The sequence below is a fragment of the Thalassotalea sp. PLHSN55 genome, assembly GCF_052030545.1.
In the GTDB taxonomy this organism is placed as follows: domain Bacteria; phylum Pseudomonadota; class Gammaproteobacteria; order Enterobacterales; family Alteromonadaceae; genus CANMXU01.
Genome location: NZ_JBPDIH010000003.1, coordinates 611314 through 631560, shown reverse-complemented (window position 1 = coordinate 631560; position 20247 = coordinate 611314). Strand labels below are relative to the sequence as shown.

Annotated in this window: 12 protein-coding genes; 8 read left to right on the top strand and 4 right to left on the bottom strand. The window is 42.4% G+C overall.

All coding sequences use genetic code 11. The features are described 5' to 3' along the window. Positions 1–372 precede the first annotated feature (372 nt). The 3 genes from ACRRSQ_RS08520 to ACRRSQ_RS08510 all read right to left on the bottom strand — a co-directional run bounded on the left by ACRRSQ_RS08520 (position 373) and on the right by ACRRSQ_RS08510 (position 5528). Positions 373–1287, bottom strand: coding sequence for a DMT family transporter (locus ACRRSQ_RS08520; protein WP_440875292.1), 915 nt, complete (start codon positions 1285–1287; stop codon positions 373–375). Positions 1288–2467: 1180 nt separating this feature from the next. Next, entirely contained in the window at positions 2468–2800 is a 333-nt protein-coding gene (locus tag ACRRSQ_RS08515) for a DUF3718 domain-containing protein (protein WP_440875291.1), read from the bottom strand. A gap of 400 nt (positions 2801–3200) precedes the next feature. Next, positions 3201–5528: a Tex family protein gene (locus ACRRSQ_RS08510; protein WP_440875290.1), complete on the bottom strand. Its 2328-nt coding sequence runs from the start codon at positions 5526–5528 to the stop codon at positions 3201–3203. Positions 5529–5729: 201 nt separating this feature from the next. On the opposite strand from ACRRSQ_RS08510, the gene ACRRSQ_RS08505 reads away from it, so the two are divergent. The 4 genes from ACRRSQ_RS08505 (at position 5730) to ACRRSQ_RS08490 (ending at position 9857) form a co-directional block, all read left to right on the top strand. After that, the gene (locus ACRRSQ_RS08505) at positions 5730–6191 is read left to right on the top strand and encodes an NfeD family protein (RefSeq protein ID WP_440875289.1); all 462 of its coding nucleotides are present in this window, start codon (positions 5730–5732) and stop codon (positions 6189–6191) included. Between the two features lie 67 nt (positions 6192–6258). Next, entirely contained in the window at positions 6259–7173 is a 915-nt protein-coding gene (locus ACRRSQ_RS08500) for an SPFH domain-containing protein (protein ID WP_440875288.1), read from the top strand. Further along, the gene (locus tag ACRRSQ_RS08495; RefSeq protein WP_440875287.1) at positions 7173–8105 is read left to right on the top strand and encodes an SPFH domain-containing protein; all 933 of its coding nucleotides are present in this window, start codon (positions 7173–7175) and stop codon (positions 8103–8105) included. The genes ACRRSQ_RS08500 and ACRRSQ_RS08495 overlap by 1 nt, the downstream gene beginning before the upstream one ends. A gap of 261 nt (positions 8106–8366) precedes the next feature. Next, positions 8367–9857 carry an MFS transporter gene (locus tag ACRRSQ_RS08490; protein WP_440875286.1) on the top strand — a complete coding sequence of 497 codons (1491 nt, stop codon included), beginning with the start codon at positions 8367–8369 and terminating at the stop codon, positions 9855–9857. A gap of 312 nt (positions 9858–10169) precedes the next feature. On the opposite strand, the gene ACRRSQ_RS08485 is transcribed toward ACRRSQ_RS08490, so the two are convergent. Continuing rightward, a complete protein-coding gene (locus ACRRSQ_RS08485) occupies positions 10170–11192 on the bottom strand; it encodes a LacI family DNA-binding transcriptional regulator (protein WP_440875285.1) in 1023 nt (340 codons plus the stop codon). Positions 11193–11586: 394 nt separating this feature from the next. On the opposite strand from ACRRSQ_RS08485, the gene ACRRSQ_RS08480 reads away from it, so the two are divergent. The 4 genes from ACRRSQ_RS08480 (at position 11587) to ACRRSQ_RS08465 (ending at position 20161) form a co-directional block, all read left to right on the top strand. After that, the gene (locus ACRRSQ_RS08480) at positions 11587–14088 is read left to right on the top strand and encodes a glycogen/starch/alpha-glucan phosphorylase (protein WP_440875284.1); all 2502 of its coding nucleotides are present in this window, start codon (positions 11587–11589) and stop codon (positions 14086–14088) included. A 7-nt stretch (positions 14089–14095) separates the two neighbouring features. Then, the gene (gene glgB / locus ACRRSQ_RS08475) at positions 14096–16069 is read left to right on the top strand and encodes a 1,4-alpha-glucan branching protein GlgB (RefSeq protein WP_440875283.1); all 1974 of its coding nucleotides are present in this window, start codon (positions 14096–14098) and stop codon (positions 16067–16069) included. Positions 16070–16183: 114 nt separating this feature from the next. Continuing rightward, positions 16184–18355, top strand: a complete 2172-nt coding sequence (gene malQ / locus ACRRSQ_RS08470; RefSeq protein ID WP_440875282.1) for a 4-alpha-glucanotransferase — start codon at positions 16184–16186, stop codon at positions 18353–18355. A gap of 9 nt (positions 18356–18364) precedes the next feature. Further along, on the top strand, positions 18365–20161 hold the full coding sequence (locus ACRRSQ_RS08465) for an alpha-amylase family glycosyl hydrolase (RefSeq protein WP_440875281.1): 1797 nt from the start codon (positions 18365–18367) through the stop codon (positions 20159–20161). The last annotated feature ends 86 nt before the right edge of the window (positions 20162–20247 follow it).

Below are 20247 nucleotides of genomic sequence, written 5' to 3'. Positions count from 1 at the left end.
AAAGGAGCGGCGATGTACAGGAAGTACGGTCAGTTTGTCTGTTCCTGACACAAACTAAGTACCTACATCCTTGTAGGCAATGGCGCGGTTGCATGGATGCAAAGAAGCGACGATGTACAGGAAGTACGGTCAGTTTGTCTGTTCCTGACACAAACTAAGTACCTACATCCTTGTAGGCACAGGTTTTATGTTCCTGACACAAACTAAGTACCTACATCCTTGTAGGCAATGGCGCGGTTGCATGGATGCAAAGGAGCGGCGATGTACAGGAAGTACGGTCAGTTTGTCTGTTCCTGACACAAACTAAGTACCTACATCCTTGTAGGCACAGGTTTTACGTTCCAGACAAAACCTAAGTCCCTACACCTCTAATTATTTATTGCTTGCAGAGTTAATATTTATCATCAAAACCTTGCCCCAAATAACCAACAAAATACCACTAAAAATTAACAGAGAAGACTCGATTAGCCTTTGTGTTATGGTTTCCTCAGCAAAAATGACACCGCCAATGGCTGCGATTATCGGAACTAAAAGCTGATAAACAGCAGCTTGTATTGATGAAATAAATCTAAGTGCAATATACCAAATAAAATAACCAATACCTGATGCGATAGCGCCAGATAATATGGCGAGTAAAATGCCTTCGTCAGTAAGTTGCCTAAACTCTATTGCTATTAGCATTAGTAACAAAGTAAAAGGTAAGGTACGCAAAAAATTATAATAGGTATCGGCTAATGGATTTTTTGAACCTTGTCCGAGGCGCGTATAAAGTCCCCATGCGATGCCGGCGATGGTCATTAATACAAAGCCAGAAAACGAGGGTGTGGTCAGCTTGGGCAGTGTTAAATAGATAAAACCTGAAAATGCGAGCATAAGCCCTAGCCACTCAGCGATTAAAAGTTTGCGCCCCGTATATATTGTGCTGCCAATTAGGGTAAGTTGCACGGCAGCAAATAATACTAATGCGCCAGTGCCTGTTTCTAAAGAGATATAGCCGTATGAGAAGGCAAGCGCATAAATAAATAGCATCATGGCAGCTAACCAACTGCCGGTGCTGTTAGCTGTATTTTGTTTAGCGTTACTATCCGCCTTTTTGCTAGCAAAGCGTTTCGAAATGCTTATCAGTGCCAGTAAAACCACCACGCCAGAAAATAACCGGATACTAGTAAAACTTGCCGCATCTATGGCGTTGTTTTCAAGCGCTAAACGACAGAGCACTGAATTAGCCGCAAAAGCGATTAAGGCAAAAAAGGTGCTAATAAAAGCGGTGATCACTGGCTGGTTCAAGGAATTGTCCGGTTAATTAAGCGTGTTGAACAATATTTTATTGTGACAACATAAATTTAAGGTGCGGATGTATTATACACGTTATCAATAATGACCTGATTAGTGCATATTTAATTTCTGTTTTATCCTGAGCACGTACGGAAATTATTACTCAAAATTGTTCAGAAAACCGTTCACCCTGAGCTTGTCGAAGGGAGCGCGAAGCAACCGAAGGAAGTTTGTCATGGTCGACAGGCTCACCACGTACGGGCGCAAATAAGAAAAAAGGGTCGGTGACATAGGTAAAATGGTTAATCTCGCTTACTTTTTCCTTTTTTGTCACCGACCCTAGTGTTTAATAATTTCCTATACTTCGACAAGCTCAGCATGAACGGAAATTTTGGAGGTTTAGCAGTATTACCACCAAGCCGTTCGCCCTGAGCTTGTCGAAGGGAGCATGAAGCAACCGAAGGAAGTTTGTTATGGTTCGACAGGCTCACCACGTGCGGGCGCAAATACGGAAATGGGGTCGGTGACATAGGTAAAATGGTTAATCTCGCTTACTTTTTCCTTTTTTGTCTCCGTCCCTAGTGTTTAATAATTTCCTATACTTCGACAAGCTCAGCATGAACGGAAATTTTGGAGATTTAGCAGTATTACCACCAAGCCGTTCGCCCTGAGCTTGTCGAAGGGAGCATGAAGCAACCGAAGGAAGTTTGTTATGGTTCGACAGACTCACCACGTGCGGGCGCAAATAAGAAAAAAGGGTCGGTGACATAGGTAAGGAAATGGGGTCGGTGACATAGGTAAAATGGTTAATATCGCTTACTTTTTCCTTTTTTGTCACCGACCCTAGTGTTTAATAATTTCCTATACTTCGACAAGCTCAGCATGAACGGAAATTTTGGAGGTTTAGCAGTATTACCACCCAGCCGTTCGCCCTGAGCTTGTCGAAGGGAGGTACCGTATGTCCTGCACATCGACACTCATTCACATCCATGTGATCGTGTCATTGCCTACAAGGATGTAGGTACTTAGGTTTTGTCTGGAACATAAAACCTGACCGTACATCCTGTACATCGACACTCTTTCACATCCATGTGATCGTGTCATACCGTACATCCTGTACATAAAAAAGGCCGCAAATGCGGCCTGCTTCAAAATCAAAGCTAATCCAGGAAATTTTAATCGAGCTGTATAACTAACGCGCAGCAATCTCAGTGTCGGTTGCTGTCGTAACTTGGCGACCACGTGTTAATAGGTAGTTTATTTTTTCTGAATTTTTGCCGTGCTGGTCAATAAAAGATAAAAATGATTGCTCGTTACATTTTACATTTTCTAAAACAAACTTAGTTGTTAAGCGTGACTGTTTAATTTCTTTGCGTAGTGCATGGCTGTTGCCTCTTGCGGCGGTCATACAAAGTTTAGTGGTTACGCTATCGTCGGTAGGAATTAAATGGCTAGTCTTTGCGCTTACGGTTGCGGTGGTAAGTGTTAATACTGTGGCGGTAATTACGGTAGTAAATGTGTTCATAACAAGCTCCTTTGTTTTTGCTTGTTATCGATATTGCAACCCAAGTGCCAACTTTATTTGTATATAATTTACAATGACTTACTTTGATTTGTTTGGATGGGATAATTGGTGTTGAGTAAATTAGCCATGCTATTTAATCTAATTGACCAACTTTTGGTAAATTTCACAGGCCAAAAAAAACCGACCATAAAAGGTCGGTTGGGAAAACACAAAAAGTAGTTCTACCTAATTTTAACATCAGAGATTATTATCTAGCTAACCTGCGTCCTGTAACAGGTAGCTAAATAATAAGCATGTCGAGTTCGGTGATTAAAACGAGTATGACGATCGCTTAAACTCAACGATGCAAATGATAATTGTTATCATTTGCATCGTCAATAGTTTTTTTGAAAAAAAGTGCTTATTTTTTCAACTTAGCAAACGCGTCGGCAAATGCGTTACCCATTGCAGCATTATTAACAGGTTTTGGTTTCTGTGCTTTTTTATGTTGCCCTTGATTATTTTTAGCGATAGGTTTTTTGTTCGCTGCAGGTTTTTGCTGGGCTTTGTTGGTATTGGGTTGCTCATCTAAACGCATGGTTAGGCTAATACGTTTACGCTCGGGTTCAACTTCTAATACTTTTACTTTAACCACTTCGCCGGTTTTAACCACTTTACGTGGGTCATCGACAAAACTATTGGTTAATGACGAAATATGTACCAAGCCGTCTTGGTGTACACCAATATCAACAAAGGCGCCAAAATTAGCGACGTTTGAAATTACGCCTTCTAATACCATGCCTACTTCAAGATCCGTTATTTTGTTAACACCTTCAGTAAAGGTCGCTGTTTTAAATTCTGGACGAGGATCTCGGCCCGGCTTGTCTAACTCTGCAATAATATCGGTTAGGGTAAGTTCGCCAACATCGTTGCTGATTAAGGCACTTTTATCGATTTTAGCTAATTGCTCACTACTACCAATCAGTGATGAAATATCAACAGACAATTGTTTGATGATTTGTTCAACCACAGGGTAAGATTCTGGATGAACACCTGATTGATCAAGCGGATTTTCGCCATTATTGATCCGTAAAAAGCCAGCGGCTTGTTCAAAAGCTTTAGGGCCAAGACGGGCAACCTTTTTTAACTGCTTACGGTTGCTGAAACTGCCATGTTCATCGCGATAATTAATGATGTTGGCCGCCATGGTTTTATTTAAGCCAGACACGCGTGTTAATAACGCCGCTGAGGCGCTGTTTAAGTCAACACCTACTGCGTTTACACAATCTTCAATAACATCATCAAGGGTTTTACTTAACTGACTTTGACTAACGTCGTGCTGATATTGACCAACGCCAATCGCTTTCGGATCTATTTTTACCAACTCTGCCAGCGGATCTTGTAGGCGACGGGCAATAGATACTGCGCCACGTATAGAAACATCTAATTCAGGAAATTCGTTAGCAGCAAGTTCAGAAGCGGAATAAACCGAGGCCCCTGCCTCACTGACAATCACTTTTGCTGGCGTTTTATGTTCAAGCTGTGTTTGTACTTCGGCCACAAGCTTATCGCTTTCGCGTGATGCGGTGCCGTTGCCAATCGCAATAAGTTCTACTTTATGTTGTTTGCATAAATTAACTAAGGTACGTACTGATTTGTCCCAATGGTTTTGCGGTGCGTGTGGAAAAATGGTTGCGGTTTGCAACAGCTTGCCGGTGGCATCAACAATGGCAATTTTACAACCGGTACGAAGACCGGGATCTAAGCCTAAGGTGGTTTTAGGGCCCGCGGGCGCAGCCATTAATAAGTCGCTTAAATTTGTTGAAAAAACTTTAATTGCTTCAGTTTCCGCTTCTTCGCGCAGCTTACCTAATAACTCAGTTTCAAGGGATACACTTAGCTTGGTTTTCCATGCTAAACGAACTACCTTGGTTAAATAGCTTGCGCCGGGTTGTTGCGCCAGTCTTAAGGTAAAGTGTTCTTTAATGATGTCTTCTGCTGAACAATAGCTGTTGTTGTCGCTGCTAGGGTCAACATTGATCGCTAACTGCAAAAAACCTTCATTTCTACCACGAAACATTGCTAATGCACGATGAGAAGGTACTTTGCTTAGTTTCTCACTGTGGTCAAAGTAATCGCGATACTTTGCGCCTTCTTTTTCTTTGCCCTTGGCAACCTTGCTGGTGAGATGTGCTTGTTTAAGCAGATGGCGACGCAGTTTTTGCAATAAGTTAGCTTGTTCGGCAAAGCGTTCAATTAATATTGAGCTGGCGCCATCAAGGGCGGCTTTTATGTCAGCGACATTTTTTTCGACATTAACAAACGCAGTCGCTTCTTCTTCGGGTGACAGCTGCCAATTATTAAAGAGCTTATCAGCCAGTGGCTCTAAACCTGCTTCAATGGCAATTTGCCCTTTAGTACGACGCTTAGGTTTGTACGGTAAATATAAATCTTCTAAGCGAGTTTTGTTATCTGCTTGCTCGATAGCTTTCGCTAGCGCTGGTGTTAACTTACCTTGTTGTTCGATGTTACTTAATACTAGCTGGCGACGGTCGTTCAATTCGCGCAAATAGGTTAATCGTTGCGCCAAGTGTCGTAAATGATTGTCGGTTAAGCCTTGGGTGACTTCTTTACGATATCGAGCAATAAACGGCACGGTAGCGCCGTCATCTAACAGCGTAATTGCGGCATTAATTTGGGTTGTGGTTACTTGCAATTCTTGTGCGATTTGCTCAGCAATTTGCGTCATAGGTCAAACATTCCAAAAGGTCATTGGGGAAACTGGCGCTAGTATAACCTCTATCTGCCAAAAAATGCAGATGGTGAGCTTAAGAGAATTGTAGCGAAAAAATTTTATGACATAATATGTCGACATTTGAAAATTTGCTGTTATATTAAATCTAAGCTGATAGTCATATTGGCTTGGTTAATCGTACTTACAGGAGGTTGTATGTCTTTATCAAATCCGGTCGCTATTTGGCTCACACTCGGCATTATATTGATGTGCGCAGAGCTGATTATTCCAGGCGGCATTGTCGTCTTTATTGGCTTAGGTGCGGTATTAACAGGTGTATTGTGGTTTTTAGGCATCACCACCACTTGGACAAGTGCTCTGGTCTTTTTCTTTATCGCGACCATGGTACTCGTGATGGCATTTCGCGGCGTTTCACAAAAGCTGGTTGGCGGCGATTCTCATATTGCCAATACCGATGAAAATTTAGATATTTATGGCAAAACGGCTCAAGTACTCGAAACCATCGGCCCAGGCGAGCATGTCGGTCGAATTGAATTTCAAGGCACACAATGGCCGGCCTTAGGTGATGGTCAAGAGATCCCTTCCGGTAGTGAAGTCACCATAGTGTGTCACGAGAATATTTCACTATTAGTTGAGCCTAAAAAGCACGTCAGCTAAGCGCTCCACTATTTCAACTTCATACTAATTTTAAAAATTACTCATTTATAAAAACAAGGAAAAACATATGGCATTTTTTACCATAGTTGCACTGTTTATCATGTTTATCGTGTATAAACTTTTGCTGGTTGTACCGATGCGCGAAGTCGCAGTGATTGAACGTTTAGGAAAATTCCGCGCGGTATTACAACCGGGATTTCACTTTCTTATTCCATTTTTTGATCGTGTTGCTTATGCACATGACACTCGTGAACAAGTACTTGATGTACCGCCGCAAAGTTGTATTTCAAAAGATAATATTCAAATTGAAGTAGACGGCTTGGTTTACATTAAAGTGATGGACGGCACCAAAGCCAGTTACGGCATTGAAGATTACCGTATTGCCAGTGTTAACTTAGCGCAAACAACAATGCGTAGTGAAATTGGTAAGCTGAATTTAAGCCAAACTTTTTCTGAGCGTGAAAAGCTCAATGAATCGATTGTGCGTGAAATTGATATCGCCTCTAATCCTTGGGGCATTAAAGTACTCCGTTACGAAATTAAAAATATTACCCCGTCAGAACATGTTGTTCATACCCTTGAAAAGCAAATGGAAGCCGAGCGTAGAAAACGTGCTGAAATTACCTTGGCGACTGCCGATAAAGCTGCGCGTATTAACCTTTCTGAAGGCGACCGCCAAGAGGCGATTAACTACTCTGAAGGTGAAAAAATTAAACGTATTAACGAAGCCAAAGGTAAGGCTAAAGAAATTGAAATTATTGCCAATGCCAAAGCGCAAGGCATGGCGCGTATTACTGAAGCGGTTAATATTAACGGCGGTTTAGATGCGATGAATATGCAATTAATGGAGCAGTTTATTAAGGAAATGGGCGGCATTTTAGCCAACTCAGACGTGTCAGTACTGCCAACAGAAATCGCCAAATTAGAAGGCTTTTTTAATGGCATGGAACAAGTGACAACTACAGTAAAAGGAGCGAAATAATGCCAATTGATTTAAATGAAGATATGTTTGTTTTAGGCGTATGGGGCATTATATTTATTATTTTTATCTATAATGTGTTTCGCTCTATTCGTCTTGTGCCGACTAAATCGGCCTATATTGTTGAGCGTTTAGGTAAATACCATTCAACCTTAGATGCTGGCTTTCATGCCTTAATCCCGTTTATCGACAAAGTTGCCTACATTCACGATTTAAAAGAAGAGTCGATCGACGTACCGCCGCAAGAGTGTTTTTCTTGTGACGAAGTCAATATTACCGTTGATGGCGTTATTTATATCTCAGTAGTTGATCCGGTTAAAGCAAGTTATGGCATTGTCGATTATCGATTTGCTGCCATGCAACTTGCGCAAACGACCACTCGTTCGGTTATCGGTACGTTAGAATTGGACCGTACCTTTGAAGAGCGCGACTTGATCAGTGCTAAGGTGGTAGACGTGCTCGATCAAGCGGGTGAAATATGGGGCATTCGTGTGCACCGTTATGAAATTAAAAACCTAGCGCCACCGTATACGGTGAAAAATGCGATGGAAATGCAAGTAAATGCCGAGCGTGAACGTCGTGCGGTTTTAGCCAAAAGTGAAGGTGACAAACAAGCGAAAATTAATCGTTCTGAAGGGGTGAAAATGGAAATGATCAACCTTTCAGAAGGTGAAATGCAGAAACAAATTAACGAAGCAGAAGGTAAAGCCGAAGAAATTCTCACCATCGCCAACGCGACTGCCGAGTCAATTGAAAAGCTGGCGGAGGTGATCAAAGCTCCCGGTGGTGAAAATGCGTTAAAAATGCAGCTAGGTGAACAATATGTACGCCAACTGCGCGGTCTAAATAAAGAATCGACTAAAATTGTACTGCCGGGCAATATGGCTGATTATAACCAATGGATCAATAACATAGGCATTAACAGTAAGGCATAGTTAAGCTGTATTAGTTTAGCCTCAATGGTAAAACTTCCTTAACAATAAAGCCTGAGCTTAGCTCAGGCTTTTTTTGTTAATATGGTAAGCAAACCAGTGAATACGTATGCAGCAACTTGTGATCATTCTCACCATATGAGTATGATGAAAGTGAAGACCGAGCCCCTATTGGTTTTCTTTGTTGTTTTTCCCTTAGCGAACAATGCAAAGCACACAACACCATTGTTGTGTGCCTTTTTTTTAAAATGATAAGAGTGACTTATGACGCACCACAAACCACAACTTAGTTTTTGGCAAATATGGAATGTAAGCTTTGGCTTTCTTGGCGTGCAATTTGGTTTTGCATTACAAAATGCGAATGTAAGCCGCATTCTGTCTGACTTAGGTGCAGACCTTCATTCACTTTCTCTTTTTTGGTTAGTTGCCCCAATTATGGGTTTGTTGATCCAGCCGATTGTTGGTTCTGCCTCTGATCGCACGTGGAATCGCTTTGGTCGCCGCAACCCTTATATTTTAATTGGTGCATTTTCAGCAACTATCGGTATGTTGCTAATGCCAAATGCACCATCGTTTGTCTTATTTCTTAGTCCGATGTTATTTGGCGCTATGATGCTTGCCTTAATGGACGCCTCGTTTAACATTGCCTTTCAACCGTTTCGCGCGTTAGTGTCAGACATGGTGCCCGACAAACAAATGAACTCGGGTTATGCCATTCAGTCGTTTCTCATTAATATTGGCGCTGTGGTTGGTTCAATTTTACCTTTTGTATTAACCAATGTTGTTGGCTTAGAAAACACTTCTAAAGCTGGCTCGATAGCGCCTTCTGTAGTTTGGGCATTTTATATTGGCGCAACGGTGTTACTAGGCTCGGTATTGTGGACGGTTTACCGCACCAAAGAATATGCACCAAAAGAATATTATCAATACAAAGGCATGGACGCAGAGCAAGTAGCACTTGAGCAAGCGCAAACTAAAAATGACAGCCTTTGGAAAAAACTATCGGCCTTTTTGGGGTTGATGAAAACTATGCCGCAAGTGATGAAGCGTTTAGCCTTGGTACAATTTTTCTCGTGGTTTGCGTTATTTATTATGTGGGTTTATACCATGCCGGCAATTGCTCAGCATATTTGGGGCATTGACGCTAAATGGTTTGATCCTACTTATTTAGCCAGTGTTGGCGGTGTTCCTGCCGACATAGCTGCTGCAAAAGGCGCTGCAGGTGATTGGGTCGGTATTTTATTTGCTGCTTACTCTTTATTTGCGGCGATATTCTCAGTATTTTTAGCAAAACTTGCCAATACCTTTGGTCGTAAATTGGTGTACGGCTTGTCATTACTGGCGGGTGGTTTTGGCTATTTAAGTTTTATGATGATAGGTCAAGGCGAACCGACCTTAGTGAATTTATTCATTACCGAAGTTACTGTGCCAGCGGGTGCGGTGTGGTTATTATTGCCGATGATAGGTATTGGTATCGCATGGTCTGCAATTTTGGCAATGCCTTATGCGATATTAGCCGGTTCACTTCCTGCTAATAAAACCGGTGTCTATATGGGCATATTTAACTTTACCATTGCCGCACCACAAATTGTTTCCGGTATTTTTGCTGGTTGGATTTTAAGTGCTGCTTTTCAAAACCAAGCGATTAATATTATTTTATTAGCGGGTACGTCGATGGTACTGGGTGGTTTGTCGGTCTATTTTGTTAAAGAAGATAATAGCTTGCCTGAAAGTAGCAAGGCAGTCGAAGCGTAAAGGTTATACCAAGCTGAGTGATTATTTAATAAAACTGGTATTAAAAGTCAGATACAAAAAAACGGTCGCACATTGCGACCGTTTTTTTGTAGAAATCTACTATTACCCAGCACCATGCTTTATAGCTTTTAACTTACCGCTTGCTACTTGTCTTTTTCACTTGCTACTTGTCTCTTGCTACTTATTTCTTCTAGCTTGCCACTTGTTTCTTACCGCTTTTCACTTGCAGCTTGCCATTTGTTTCTTACCGCTTTTCACTTGCAGCTTGCCACTTATTTCTTACCGCTTATAGCTTGCAGCTGCTTTCACAGCTTAACTACCGCAGGATTTTCTGATCACTAATTCTGTGGTCATTAATTTTGTTTCAGCTACTTCGCCGTTCACTAATTGCAGGAGTTTTTCTACCAATAATTCGCCGGCACGTAAGGTGTCTTGTTTGGCGGTGGTTAGTGGTGGAAAGGTATAACTGGCAATCGGAATATCGTCAAAGCCGATCACGGCAACATCTTCTGGTACGCGATAACCGTTATCCTGTAGTGCTCTCATAGCGCCTAAGGCAATTAAGTCACTTGCTCCCATTAAGGCATCGAATTTTTTACCTTGTTCGATTAATCTTAGTACCGCTTGGTAACCCGAGTCTTCGGTAGACACCGCATCAACCTGCAAACTTTTATCAACCACTAAGTGATGATTTTCTATCGCTTTGCAATGTCCTAAATAGCGATCTAAAAACTCAGGCGAACCGCTGGTTACGCCGCCAATAAAAGCAAAGTTTTTACGACCATTGTTGATCACATGTTCGGTAAGCTGGTAACCACCATGTAAGTTATTACAACCAACTGAGGTAACCGGTAGTTCTTTTACTTCGGCGCCCCAGCGGACAAAACACGTGTCTTGTTCAATCAGTTGAATGAGTTTTTCTTCATAGTCAGTGTAATCGCCGTAGCCTAATAAAATAATACCGTCGGCTTTACGGGTGTCTTCAAAGTCAGCATGCCAGTCGTCGCTCATTTGCTGAAAAGAGACTAATAAATCGTAGCCTTTATTAGCACATGCGCGGGTAATACTGCCTAGCATCGACATAAAAAATGGATTGATTAACGAGTCGTCATTGGTTGGGTCTTCGAACAGTAATAATGCCAAAGTACCACTTTGTTGAGTGCGTAAGCTGCTAGCATTTTTATCAACTTTATAGTTGAGCTCTTTTGCGATGGCTTGCACACGACGACGTGTTTCTTCGTTTACTAGCGGACTATTTCGCAAGGCGCGTGAAACGGTCGATTGCGAAACACCAGCCCGATAGGCAATGTCAAAAGATGTTTGTTTAGACTTCACATAAAACTCATTTATAGCAACTTCTTAGTTGATAGTAACCGAGGTCAATTCTTATGTACAACTTTTAATGTGTCTCAAGTTTGTACAGCAAAATTTTAACGAACAAATAACTTAGCTCGAATTTGGCGAAGTTGAATTTTAGTGACAAATCTCACCGATTTGCATACGTATGCATGGCAATTTAGCCCTTTTTACTACGATGCATACGTATGTAGAACATTGCCCTTAATACTGACATCGGCATAATTTAGTAAAGGATATATAACAAACAACTGTCATGAATTAGCAGTTGATAAAGCCAACGTGTTGGCAATAAAAGTTTTCGCAAGAAAAAGAAATTTACCGGTAATCAGGTTACCGAAAAACAAGAGTTAGAAGTCTCATGGTTACAAAAATGAAAAAACAAAATAAAGTTAGCGCAACCTCTCCTAGCAGCTCTGAGTTGAAAAAGCTCATCGAGCATCATTTGCAGTTTACCTTAGGTGACGGCTCTCATGTTGAAAACCACCAAGCCATGTGGAAAGCAACGTCGCTTGCGTTAAATGACATTATTGTTAAAAAGCTCGAAGCAACGAAACAGCAGCAACAAAAAGACGATCATAAAAGTGTTAACTACTTGTCACTTGAATATTTAATGGGTCGCCTGCTATCAAACAATTTACACAATTTGGGGTTGTATCAAAATACCGAACAAGCCTTAAAAGACATGGGTTATGAGTTAGCCGACTTATGCGAACAAGGTGCAGACCTTGCGCTAGGTAATGGCGGTTTAGGCCGACTAGCGGCATGTTTTTTAGACTCGCTAGCAACCTTAGATTACAACGCCATGGGTTATGGTATTCATTATCAACACGGCTTATTTGAGCAGTCGTTTGATAACGGTCGTCAAATCGAAGCTCCAGATATGTGGCGTGAATTTGGTAGCCCGTGGGAAGTGTGTCGTCCGCAGTCTAGCCAATTAGTGCCGCTTTATGGTCATGTTGAGCAAGTATTTCAAGCCGACGGCAGCAGTGAAATGGTGTGGCATGAAGGTAAACATTTAAAAGGTGTACCTTGGGATGTGCCAATTGTTGGCTACCACAGCGATACCGTTAATGTCTTACGTTTATGGGAATGTCGTGCTGATCACGCGCTTGATTGGGACTTATTCAATCAGGGTAATTATCTGCAAGCCCTCGATCAACAAGTACAAGCAGAAACCGTCTCTAAATTATTGTACCCCAATGACGAGCACCCTGCCGGTCAAGAATTACGTTTTATCCAGCAGTATTTTTTCTGTGCGTGTTCAATTAAAGACATTATTGCTCGATTTGAAATTAACCATGGCAAACTTGCGGAACTTGACAGTGAATTGTTTGCCTCCAAAGTGGCAATTCAATTAAACGATACTCACCCAACTATTGCCATTTTAGAATTGATGCGCGTTTTGGTCGATGAGCACCATTTTGCTTGGGACAATGCATGGGCGTTATGTCAGCAAGTGTTTGCGTATACCAACCATACGCTGTTACCAGAAGCGTTAGAAAAATGGTCGGTAGCGTTATTTGAGCGCGTATTACCACGCCATTTAACGATTTTGTACCGTATTAACGAAGCGTTTTTAAATGATGAAGTTTCAAAACAGTGGCCGGGCGATGATGAAATGCGTCGTAAACTGTCATTAATTGAAGAAGCTGATGAGCACAATGGTTATCAGCGTAAAGTTCGCATGGCGCACTTATGTGTTGTTACCGCTCATAAAGTGAATGGTGTTGCACAAATTCACTCTGATTTAGTGAAAAAAGATTTATTCCCAGAATTTCACCAGTTATGGCCAACCAAATTAACCAACGTCACCAATGGTATTACGCCACGTCGTTGGTTAAAAGCGTGTAACCCGCTGCTGGCTGATTTGCTTGATAAAAATATCAGTGGTGATTGGGCAAAAGAATTAACCTCGCTGTCTGCACTGGCGGCACAAGCTGATGATGCCAAATTCCAACAAGAATTCATGGCAATAAAGCGCAAAAACAAAGAAGTACTCACTGCTGAAATTAAAAAGTTAACTGGCGTGACCGTCAGCCCAGACGCAATTTTTGACGTGCAAATTAAACGCCTGCATGAATACAAACGCCAGCACTTAAACTTATTGCATATTTTAGCCTTGTACCGCCGTTTATTGGCAAATCCTGAATTGCCAATGCAGCCGCGCGTATTTATCTTCGGCGCTAAAGCCGCACCTGGCTATAAGTTGGCGAAAGAAATTATTTACGCCACCAATAAAATTGCTGAAAAAATTAACAACGACGCCCGTATTCAAGACAAGCTTAAAGTGGTGTTTTTACCTAACTATCGCGTCAGTCTTGCGGAAAAAATTATTCCAGCAGCAGATGTATCAGAGCAAATCTCAACTGCAGGTAAAGAAGCGTCGGGTACCGGTAATATGAAGCTCGCACTTAACGGCGCGGTAACGATTGGTACGCTTGACGGTGCCAATATCGAAATTGCCGAAGAAGTGGGCGACGACAATATCTTTATTTTTGGTTTAACCGTTGATGAAGTTAAAGCACTTAACGCTAATGGCTACGACTCGCATCAGTATTATCAAAACAATGAAGAAATTAAAGCGTGTTTAGATTGGTTAGATAGCGATTACTTTACTCCAGGTCATGCTGGTGAATTATCAGCGCTTAAAGAAAGCTTGTTAGCGGGCGGCGACCCATACAAAGTATTGGCTGATTTTCAGTCGTACTCTGACGCGCATCAAGCATTAGACCTTGCTTATCAGCAACCGAAAAAATGGGCGCGTATGGCGATACTCAATACAGCATTAATGGGTAAATTTAACTCAGATCGCTCGATTGAAGACTACGTTAATAATATTTGGCAGCTTAATGCTGGCCAAATAGCGAAGTAGTTACCACATGAGCCGCGCTAAACGCAACGACAAGCAGCTGGTATCAGCAACGCCTTTATTGAGCGTGGCTGATATTGGGCTGTTGAGTCAAGGTAAGCATACTAAGCCTTATCAGTGTTTGGGCGCGCATTTAACAAGTGCTGTAATTAACGGTAAAACGCAATCAGGTTGCACCTTTTCAGTGTGGGCGCCAAATGCCCGTTCGGTTGCTGTTATCGGCGACTTTAATCACTGGCAAGGTGAACAGCATTGTCTTAATAATATTGGCGATAGCGGCTATTGGTCGCTGTTTGTTGCCGGTGTTAAGCAAGGCGCGTTATATAAATTTCAAATTATCACACTACAAGGCGAGCAACTTGCTGATAAAGCAGATCCGTTTGCCGTGCAAATGCAGTATCGCCCAGATACCGCCAGTGTGGTTTCAAGCGAACCTGATTTTGCTTGGCAAGATCAAGCCTGGCTAGCAAAACGCGGTGAACGGAACCGTCGAGACGCAGCCATTTCAATTTACGAAGTGCATTTAGGCTCGTGGCGACGCGGCGCTGACAATGAATTTCTTAATTATCGCACCATTGCCGATCAGCTTATTCCTTACGTACTCGACATGGGTTTTACTCATATTCAGCTACTTCCCATTAGTGAACATCCATTTGATGGCTCATGGGGTTATCAGCCGGTCGGTTTATTTGCGCCTAGCGCAAGATTTGGTAATGCCAGCGACTTCCAATATTTTATCGACCAATGTCACCAAGCAGAAATTGGCGTTTTGATTGATTGGGTGCCGGGGCACTTTCCTAACGACGCCCATGGTTTAGTGCAATTTGATGGTAGTCATTTATATGAACACCACGATCTGCAAAAAGGCTTTCATCCAGACTGGAATACGTTGATTTATAACTATGAAAGTGTGCAAGTCACTAACTTTTTAAGAGCCAGTGCCATGCATTGGCTTGATCGCTTTCATGTCGACGGCATTCGCGTTGATGCGGTTGCCTCTATGTTGTATCTCGACTACAGCCGCGGTGATGGTCAATGGACGCCAAATATTCATGGCGGTCGTGAAAACCTTGAGGCAGTTGAGTTTTTACAGCACTTTAATGAAGAGCTGTATTTGAATTATCCCGGCACTTTTTCGGTGGCTGAAGAATCAACTTCATGGCCGGGTGTTTCTGCGCCAACGCATGCCGGTGGTTTAGGTTTTGGTTTTAAATGGAACATGGGCTGGATGAACGACAGTTTACGTTATATGCAGCGCGAAGCTGTGCATCGTCAACATCATCATCAAGAACTGACCTTTGGCTTAGTGTACGCCTTTAATGAAAACTTCGTTTTACCGTTAAGTCACGACGAAGTGGTGCATGGCAAAGGTTCGCTTATCGCCAAAATGCCGGGCGATGCATGGCAACAGTTTGCTAATTTGCGCGCTTATTTTGGTTTTATGTGGGCACATCCGGGCAAAAAACTACTCTTTATGGGCGGTGAATTTGCGCAAGGCAAAGAATGGAACCACGACCAAGAACTCGACTGGCATCAGCTTGATATTCATTGGCATAGCGGCGTGCAAAAAACGGTAAAAGCATTAAATAACCTTTATCGCACTACTCCAGCTTTGCATCAAAAAGACTGCCAAAGCGACGGGTTTTTATGGCTCGATCATCAAAATGCACAGCAATCAATTTATAGCTTTATTCGTTTTGGCGAGAGCGGCACCGAACCTGTCATTGTCATCTGTAATTTTACCGAACAATGCCATCATCATTTTGATATTGGCGTGCCAAGCACAGGAGACTATCACGAGATATTTAACTCTGACTTGCAAGCTTATGGCGGCAGTGATCAGCAAAATTTATCGACACTGAGTAGTCAAAATAAACCTTATCAAGGCCAGCCGCATCGATTAACGATTACCGTACCGCCGTTAAGTACCTTGATGTTTGCTTTAAAAGAAACAGATGGCAGGAAACACAAAGAAGAAAACTGATAGCTGAAAACCGATAGCAACATAACCAATTAGAAAATTAAACCAAAAATAGACATTAATAAATAATAAACGCGTGGCTACTAAGCAACGCAAAAAGCAAAGAGAAGAGATAACATGAATTTGATTGAAAAATTAGCAGAACTAGTAGGGTTTCATGCAAGCTACCTAGACTGCTTTGGCCGTGAAGTGTTCGCCAAAGATCAAGCTCGCCAGTCGTTATTAACTGCGATGGGTTATGATTTAAGCTGCGACAATGCATTGCAGGCCAGTATTAGAGATTTACAAGAAAGTTCATGGCGAAATCTATTGCCGCCGGTTCACATTGCGAAATTAGAGCAAAGTCAGCATCACATTTTAGTGAGTTTACCAAGCGAACCTGTAAAGAAAATTGACTGGCAAATTACCACCGAACATGGCGAACAAATTCATGGCAGCTCGTTCATTGCTGATTTAGTTGCCACTGAGCAAACCCATTTAGCCACGGCTGAGTTTACCAAGTACCAAATGCCATTACCTAGCCTTGCGCAAGGCTATCATCAGCTAACCGTGTCTTTTGGTAAGCAAACGGCAACTTGTCCGCTGATTTATGCACCACAAAAATGTTACCGCCCAGAGCAAGCGAGCAAAGAGAAAGTGTGGGGTTATGCCGCGCAACTTTATTCACTGCGCAGCGATAATAATTGGGGCATGGGTGATTTTGGCGATTTAAAAGCCTTAGTGAAAAAATCGGCAGAGCAGCAAGCGTCGGTTATTGGCTTAAATCCGTTGCATCCTTTGTATCAAAATAATCCGGCACATCGCAGCCCGTATTCACCGACAAGTCGTTGTTTTTTGAACACTATGTACATTGACGTTACGCAAGTGCCTAATTATCGCGATTGTCAAAAAGCACAAGAGTTAGTAGCGAGTGACGCATTTCAAGCGAAAGTGAATTTTGCTAAAACGACTGAGCTTATCGATTACCCTGCGGTAGCTGACGTTAAGTACCAAGTGCTCGAATTATTATTTACTGATTTTTCAAGCAATGCAAAAACTGAACTTGCGCAAGAATTTAGCGACTTTAAAGCCCAACAAGGTCAAGACTTACTTAAGCTAACCACTTTCGACGCGCTTTATGAACACTTTCGCTCACTCGATGAACATGCGTTTGGTTGGAGCGCATGGCCACAAGCGTACCAGCAACCGAACAGTGCTGCGGTAAAAGAGTTTCAACAAAGTCATCGTCAGCGCATTGATTATTTTGCGTTTTTACAATGGCTTGCGCATCGTCAACTATCCGATGTGCGTGATACGGCAAAAGCGCAAGGTATGCCAATTGGTTTATACTTAGATTTAGCTGTCGGTTGTGATGGTTCAGGTGTTGATGTTTGGTCAGATAAAGACGTCTATGTTGCTGGTGCTGCCGTTGGCGCGCCGCCTGATGCGATGAATGTTTTAGGTCAAGACTGGGGTTTAACGCCAATCAATCCAGTAGCGCTGCAAGAACAAGGGTTTTTACCTTTAGTTAAAGCGCTGCGTAGCAATATGCAATATGCAGGTGCATTACGCATTGACCACATTTTAGGTTTGATGCGTCAATATTGGGTTGCCCCGGGGATGGCAGCAGACGAAGGGGTTTATATTACCTTTCCGCTAGAAAGTATTTTACGTATTATTGCGCTTGAGTCGCAACGCAGTGAATGTGTCGTTATTGGTGAAGATTTAGGGACAGTGCCAGAAGGTTTTGGCGAGATCATGGAAAGTGCCGGTTTGCTTTCGTACAAAGTCTTGTTTTTTGAAACCTGGGAGTCGGGCTTATTTATGCGCCCAGAATTATATCCTGCCCAATCTATGGTGACAGTATCAACCCACGATTTACCGACTTTATCCGGTTGGTGGCAAGGTCGCGATTTACAATGGCGTCAGAATTTACATTTATACCCAGATAATGAAATGGGTCCAGCAGAGCGTAAAGCGCGTGTTGATGAGCGACAATGCCTATTGGCAGCGTTGACTGATCTCAATGTATTAGCACCAGAAGATGCGCCACAAGCTATGCCAGCAGTCGCCAACAGTGCGTTATCGCTTGCGGTACAAGAATATTTAGCGCTAGCGCCGAGCCATATTCAACTCATTCCATTAGAAGATGCACTTGAGATTAAAGAACAAGTTAATATTCCAGGCACGATTGACGAACACCCGAACTGGCGTCAAAAATTGCCGGTAAACTTAGCCGAATTATGGCAAACCTCTTCAGTTGAAAGTCTTGCACAATTAATGCAAAAAGCTCGACCACGTAACGTATAGGAAAACCAGATGACAACAACAATTAAAACCATCTCAACCTTCGCGACTAGTTTATTAGCCGGTGTACTGTTGTCAGCGTGTCATCCGGCTGAAACTGTCAGCTCTGCACCCGCTGTTGCTCAAGAAAAAACGCGCGCTAATGCGTCTGATTTACCACACTATTTAACGCGTGATATTCAAGATGAAATTTTCTACTTTGTGATGCCAGACCGCTTTTACAATGGCGACGAAAGTAACGATAACGGTTCAACTACCGAGCCTTTATCTGCAGGCGGTTTCGACCCAACACACAAAGGCTATTACCATGGTGGTGACCTAAACGGTTTACAGCAAAAATTGCCTTATTTAAAAGAGCTAGGCATTACCTCGATTTGGATGACGCCAATAATGCGTAACCAAGCGGTACAAGCAAACAGCGCGGGTTATCACGGGTATTGGATTTTAGATTTTACCGAAATTGACCCGCATTTAGGTAGCAATGCCGAGTTAAAAGCCTTTATTGATGCGGCCCACAAAGAAAACATTAAGATCTTTTTTGATATTATTACTAACCATACTGCTGATGTAATTAAGTACCCGGCATGTCATGGGGAAGATGGCTTACAGTGGTTAATGGAACAAGGTAGCGACTGTCCTTACAAAACTATTGCAGAAACGGAAGCTGGACAAGGTTATCAAGCTATTATTCCTAAAGGGCAAGAAAACGTGAAAACCCCTGCCTGGTTAAACGATCCAAAATATTATCACAATCAAGGTGATAGCTTTTGGGAAGGCGAAAGTGCCGTATATGGTGACTTCTCTGGCCTTGACGATGTTAATACCGATGACCCGTTTGTGGTTAAAGGCATGACCGATATTTTCAAAAATGTCATCAGTGAATTTAAACCTGACGGCTTTCGCATTGATACTGTTAAGCATGTCAATATGGAGTTTTGGCAAGAGTTTGCGCCGGCATTAGTAGAGCATGCAAAAAGTGAAGGCATTCCTCAGTTTTTCATGTTTGGTGAAGTGTACGACCCAAGTAGCGCTTTTCTTAGCCAGTTTACCACCGTTGGTAAAATGCAGTCGGTATTAGACTTTGGCTTTCAAAGTGCTGCCCAGCAAGCCTTGGTTGACCAAAAAGGCACAAATGTTTTAGCAGAGCTTTTTGCTAACGATAAAGATTATTTAGATGAAGACAGCAGCGCTGATCAGCTAGTCACCTTTGTTGGTAACCACGACATGGGCCGCTTTGCTCATATGCTACAAACAAGTGCGCATAATTATAGTGAAAGTGAGCAAGCTCAGCGCACATTATTAGCGCATGCGTTAATGTACTTTAGTCGCGGAATTCCGGTAATTTATTACGGCGCCGAGCAAGGTTTTGTTGGTGAAGGTGGCGATCAAGCGAGCCGCCAAGACATGATGCCGTCAAAAGTTAAAAGCTATAACGACAACTATTTATTAGCGACTGATAAAACCACAGCTGATGATAACTTTGATACTAGTCACTCGTTTTATAAAACCTTTGCCGACTTTGCTGATGTTTACATCAAAAATCACGCGTTAAGATACGGAAAAACCGAAACTTTATACGCACAAGACAGTGCCGGTATGTTTGCTTTTTCACGCACTAGCGAGCAGCAAAACATTGTTGTGGTATTAAACACGGCAACAACTGAGCAAAAGGTTGAACTCGACGTAAACGCTAAAGCAATCACCTCGCTTTACCAAAGCGAAAATAGCCAGCAAAACGCTCAACTTCAACAGAACAAATTAGCAGTAACTCTGCCAGCACTAAGCATTGCTGTGTATCAAATCGATTAGTACATAAGTAAGCGATAAAAAGAAAGGGGTCACCGATTTCGTTTTTGATTGTCGTAGTGAAAGCGGCAGGCTCCCTTCGACTGCTT

Coding starts and splice junctions, on each gene's coding strand:
- ACRRSQ_RS08515 (WP_440875291.1), bottom strand. CDS start 2,800: ATGAACACATTTACTACCGTAATTACCGCCACAGTATTAACACTTACC.
- ACRRSQ_RS08510 (WP_440875290.1), bottom strand. CDS start 5,528: ATGACGCAAATTGCTGAGCAAATCGCACAAGAATTGCAAGTAACCACA.
- ACRRSQ_RS08505 (WP_440875289.1), top strand. CDS start 5,730: ATGTCTTTATCAAATCCGGTCGCTATTTGGCTCACACTCGGCATTATA.
- ACRRSQ_RS08500 (WP_440875288.1), top strand. CDS start 6,259: ATGGCATTTTTTACCATAGTTGCACTGTTTATCATGTTTATCGTGTAT.
- ACRRSQ_RS08495 (WP_440875287.1), top strand. CDS start 7,173: ATGCCAATTGATTTAAATGAAGATATGTTTGTTTTAGGCGTATGGGGC.
- ACRRSQ_RS08490 (WP_440875286.1), top strand. CDS start 8,367: ATGACGCACCACAAACCACAACTTAGTTTTTGGCAAATATGGAATGTA.
- ACRRSQ_RS08480 (WP_440875284.1), top strand. CDS start 11,587: ATGAAAAAACAAAATAAAGTTAGCGCAACCTCTCCTAGCAGCTCTGAG.
- glgB (WP_440875283.1), top strand. CDS start 14,096: ATGAGCCGCGCTAAACGCAACGACAAGCAGCTGGTATCAGCAACGCCT.
- malQ (WP_440875282.1), top strand. CDS start 16,184: ATGAATTTGATTGAAAAATTAGCAGAACTAGTAGGGTTTCATGCAAGC.
- ACRRSQ_RS08465 (WP_440875281.1), top strand. CDS start 18,365: ATGACAACAACAATTAAAACCATCTCAACCTTCGCGACTAGTTTATTA.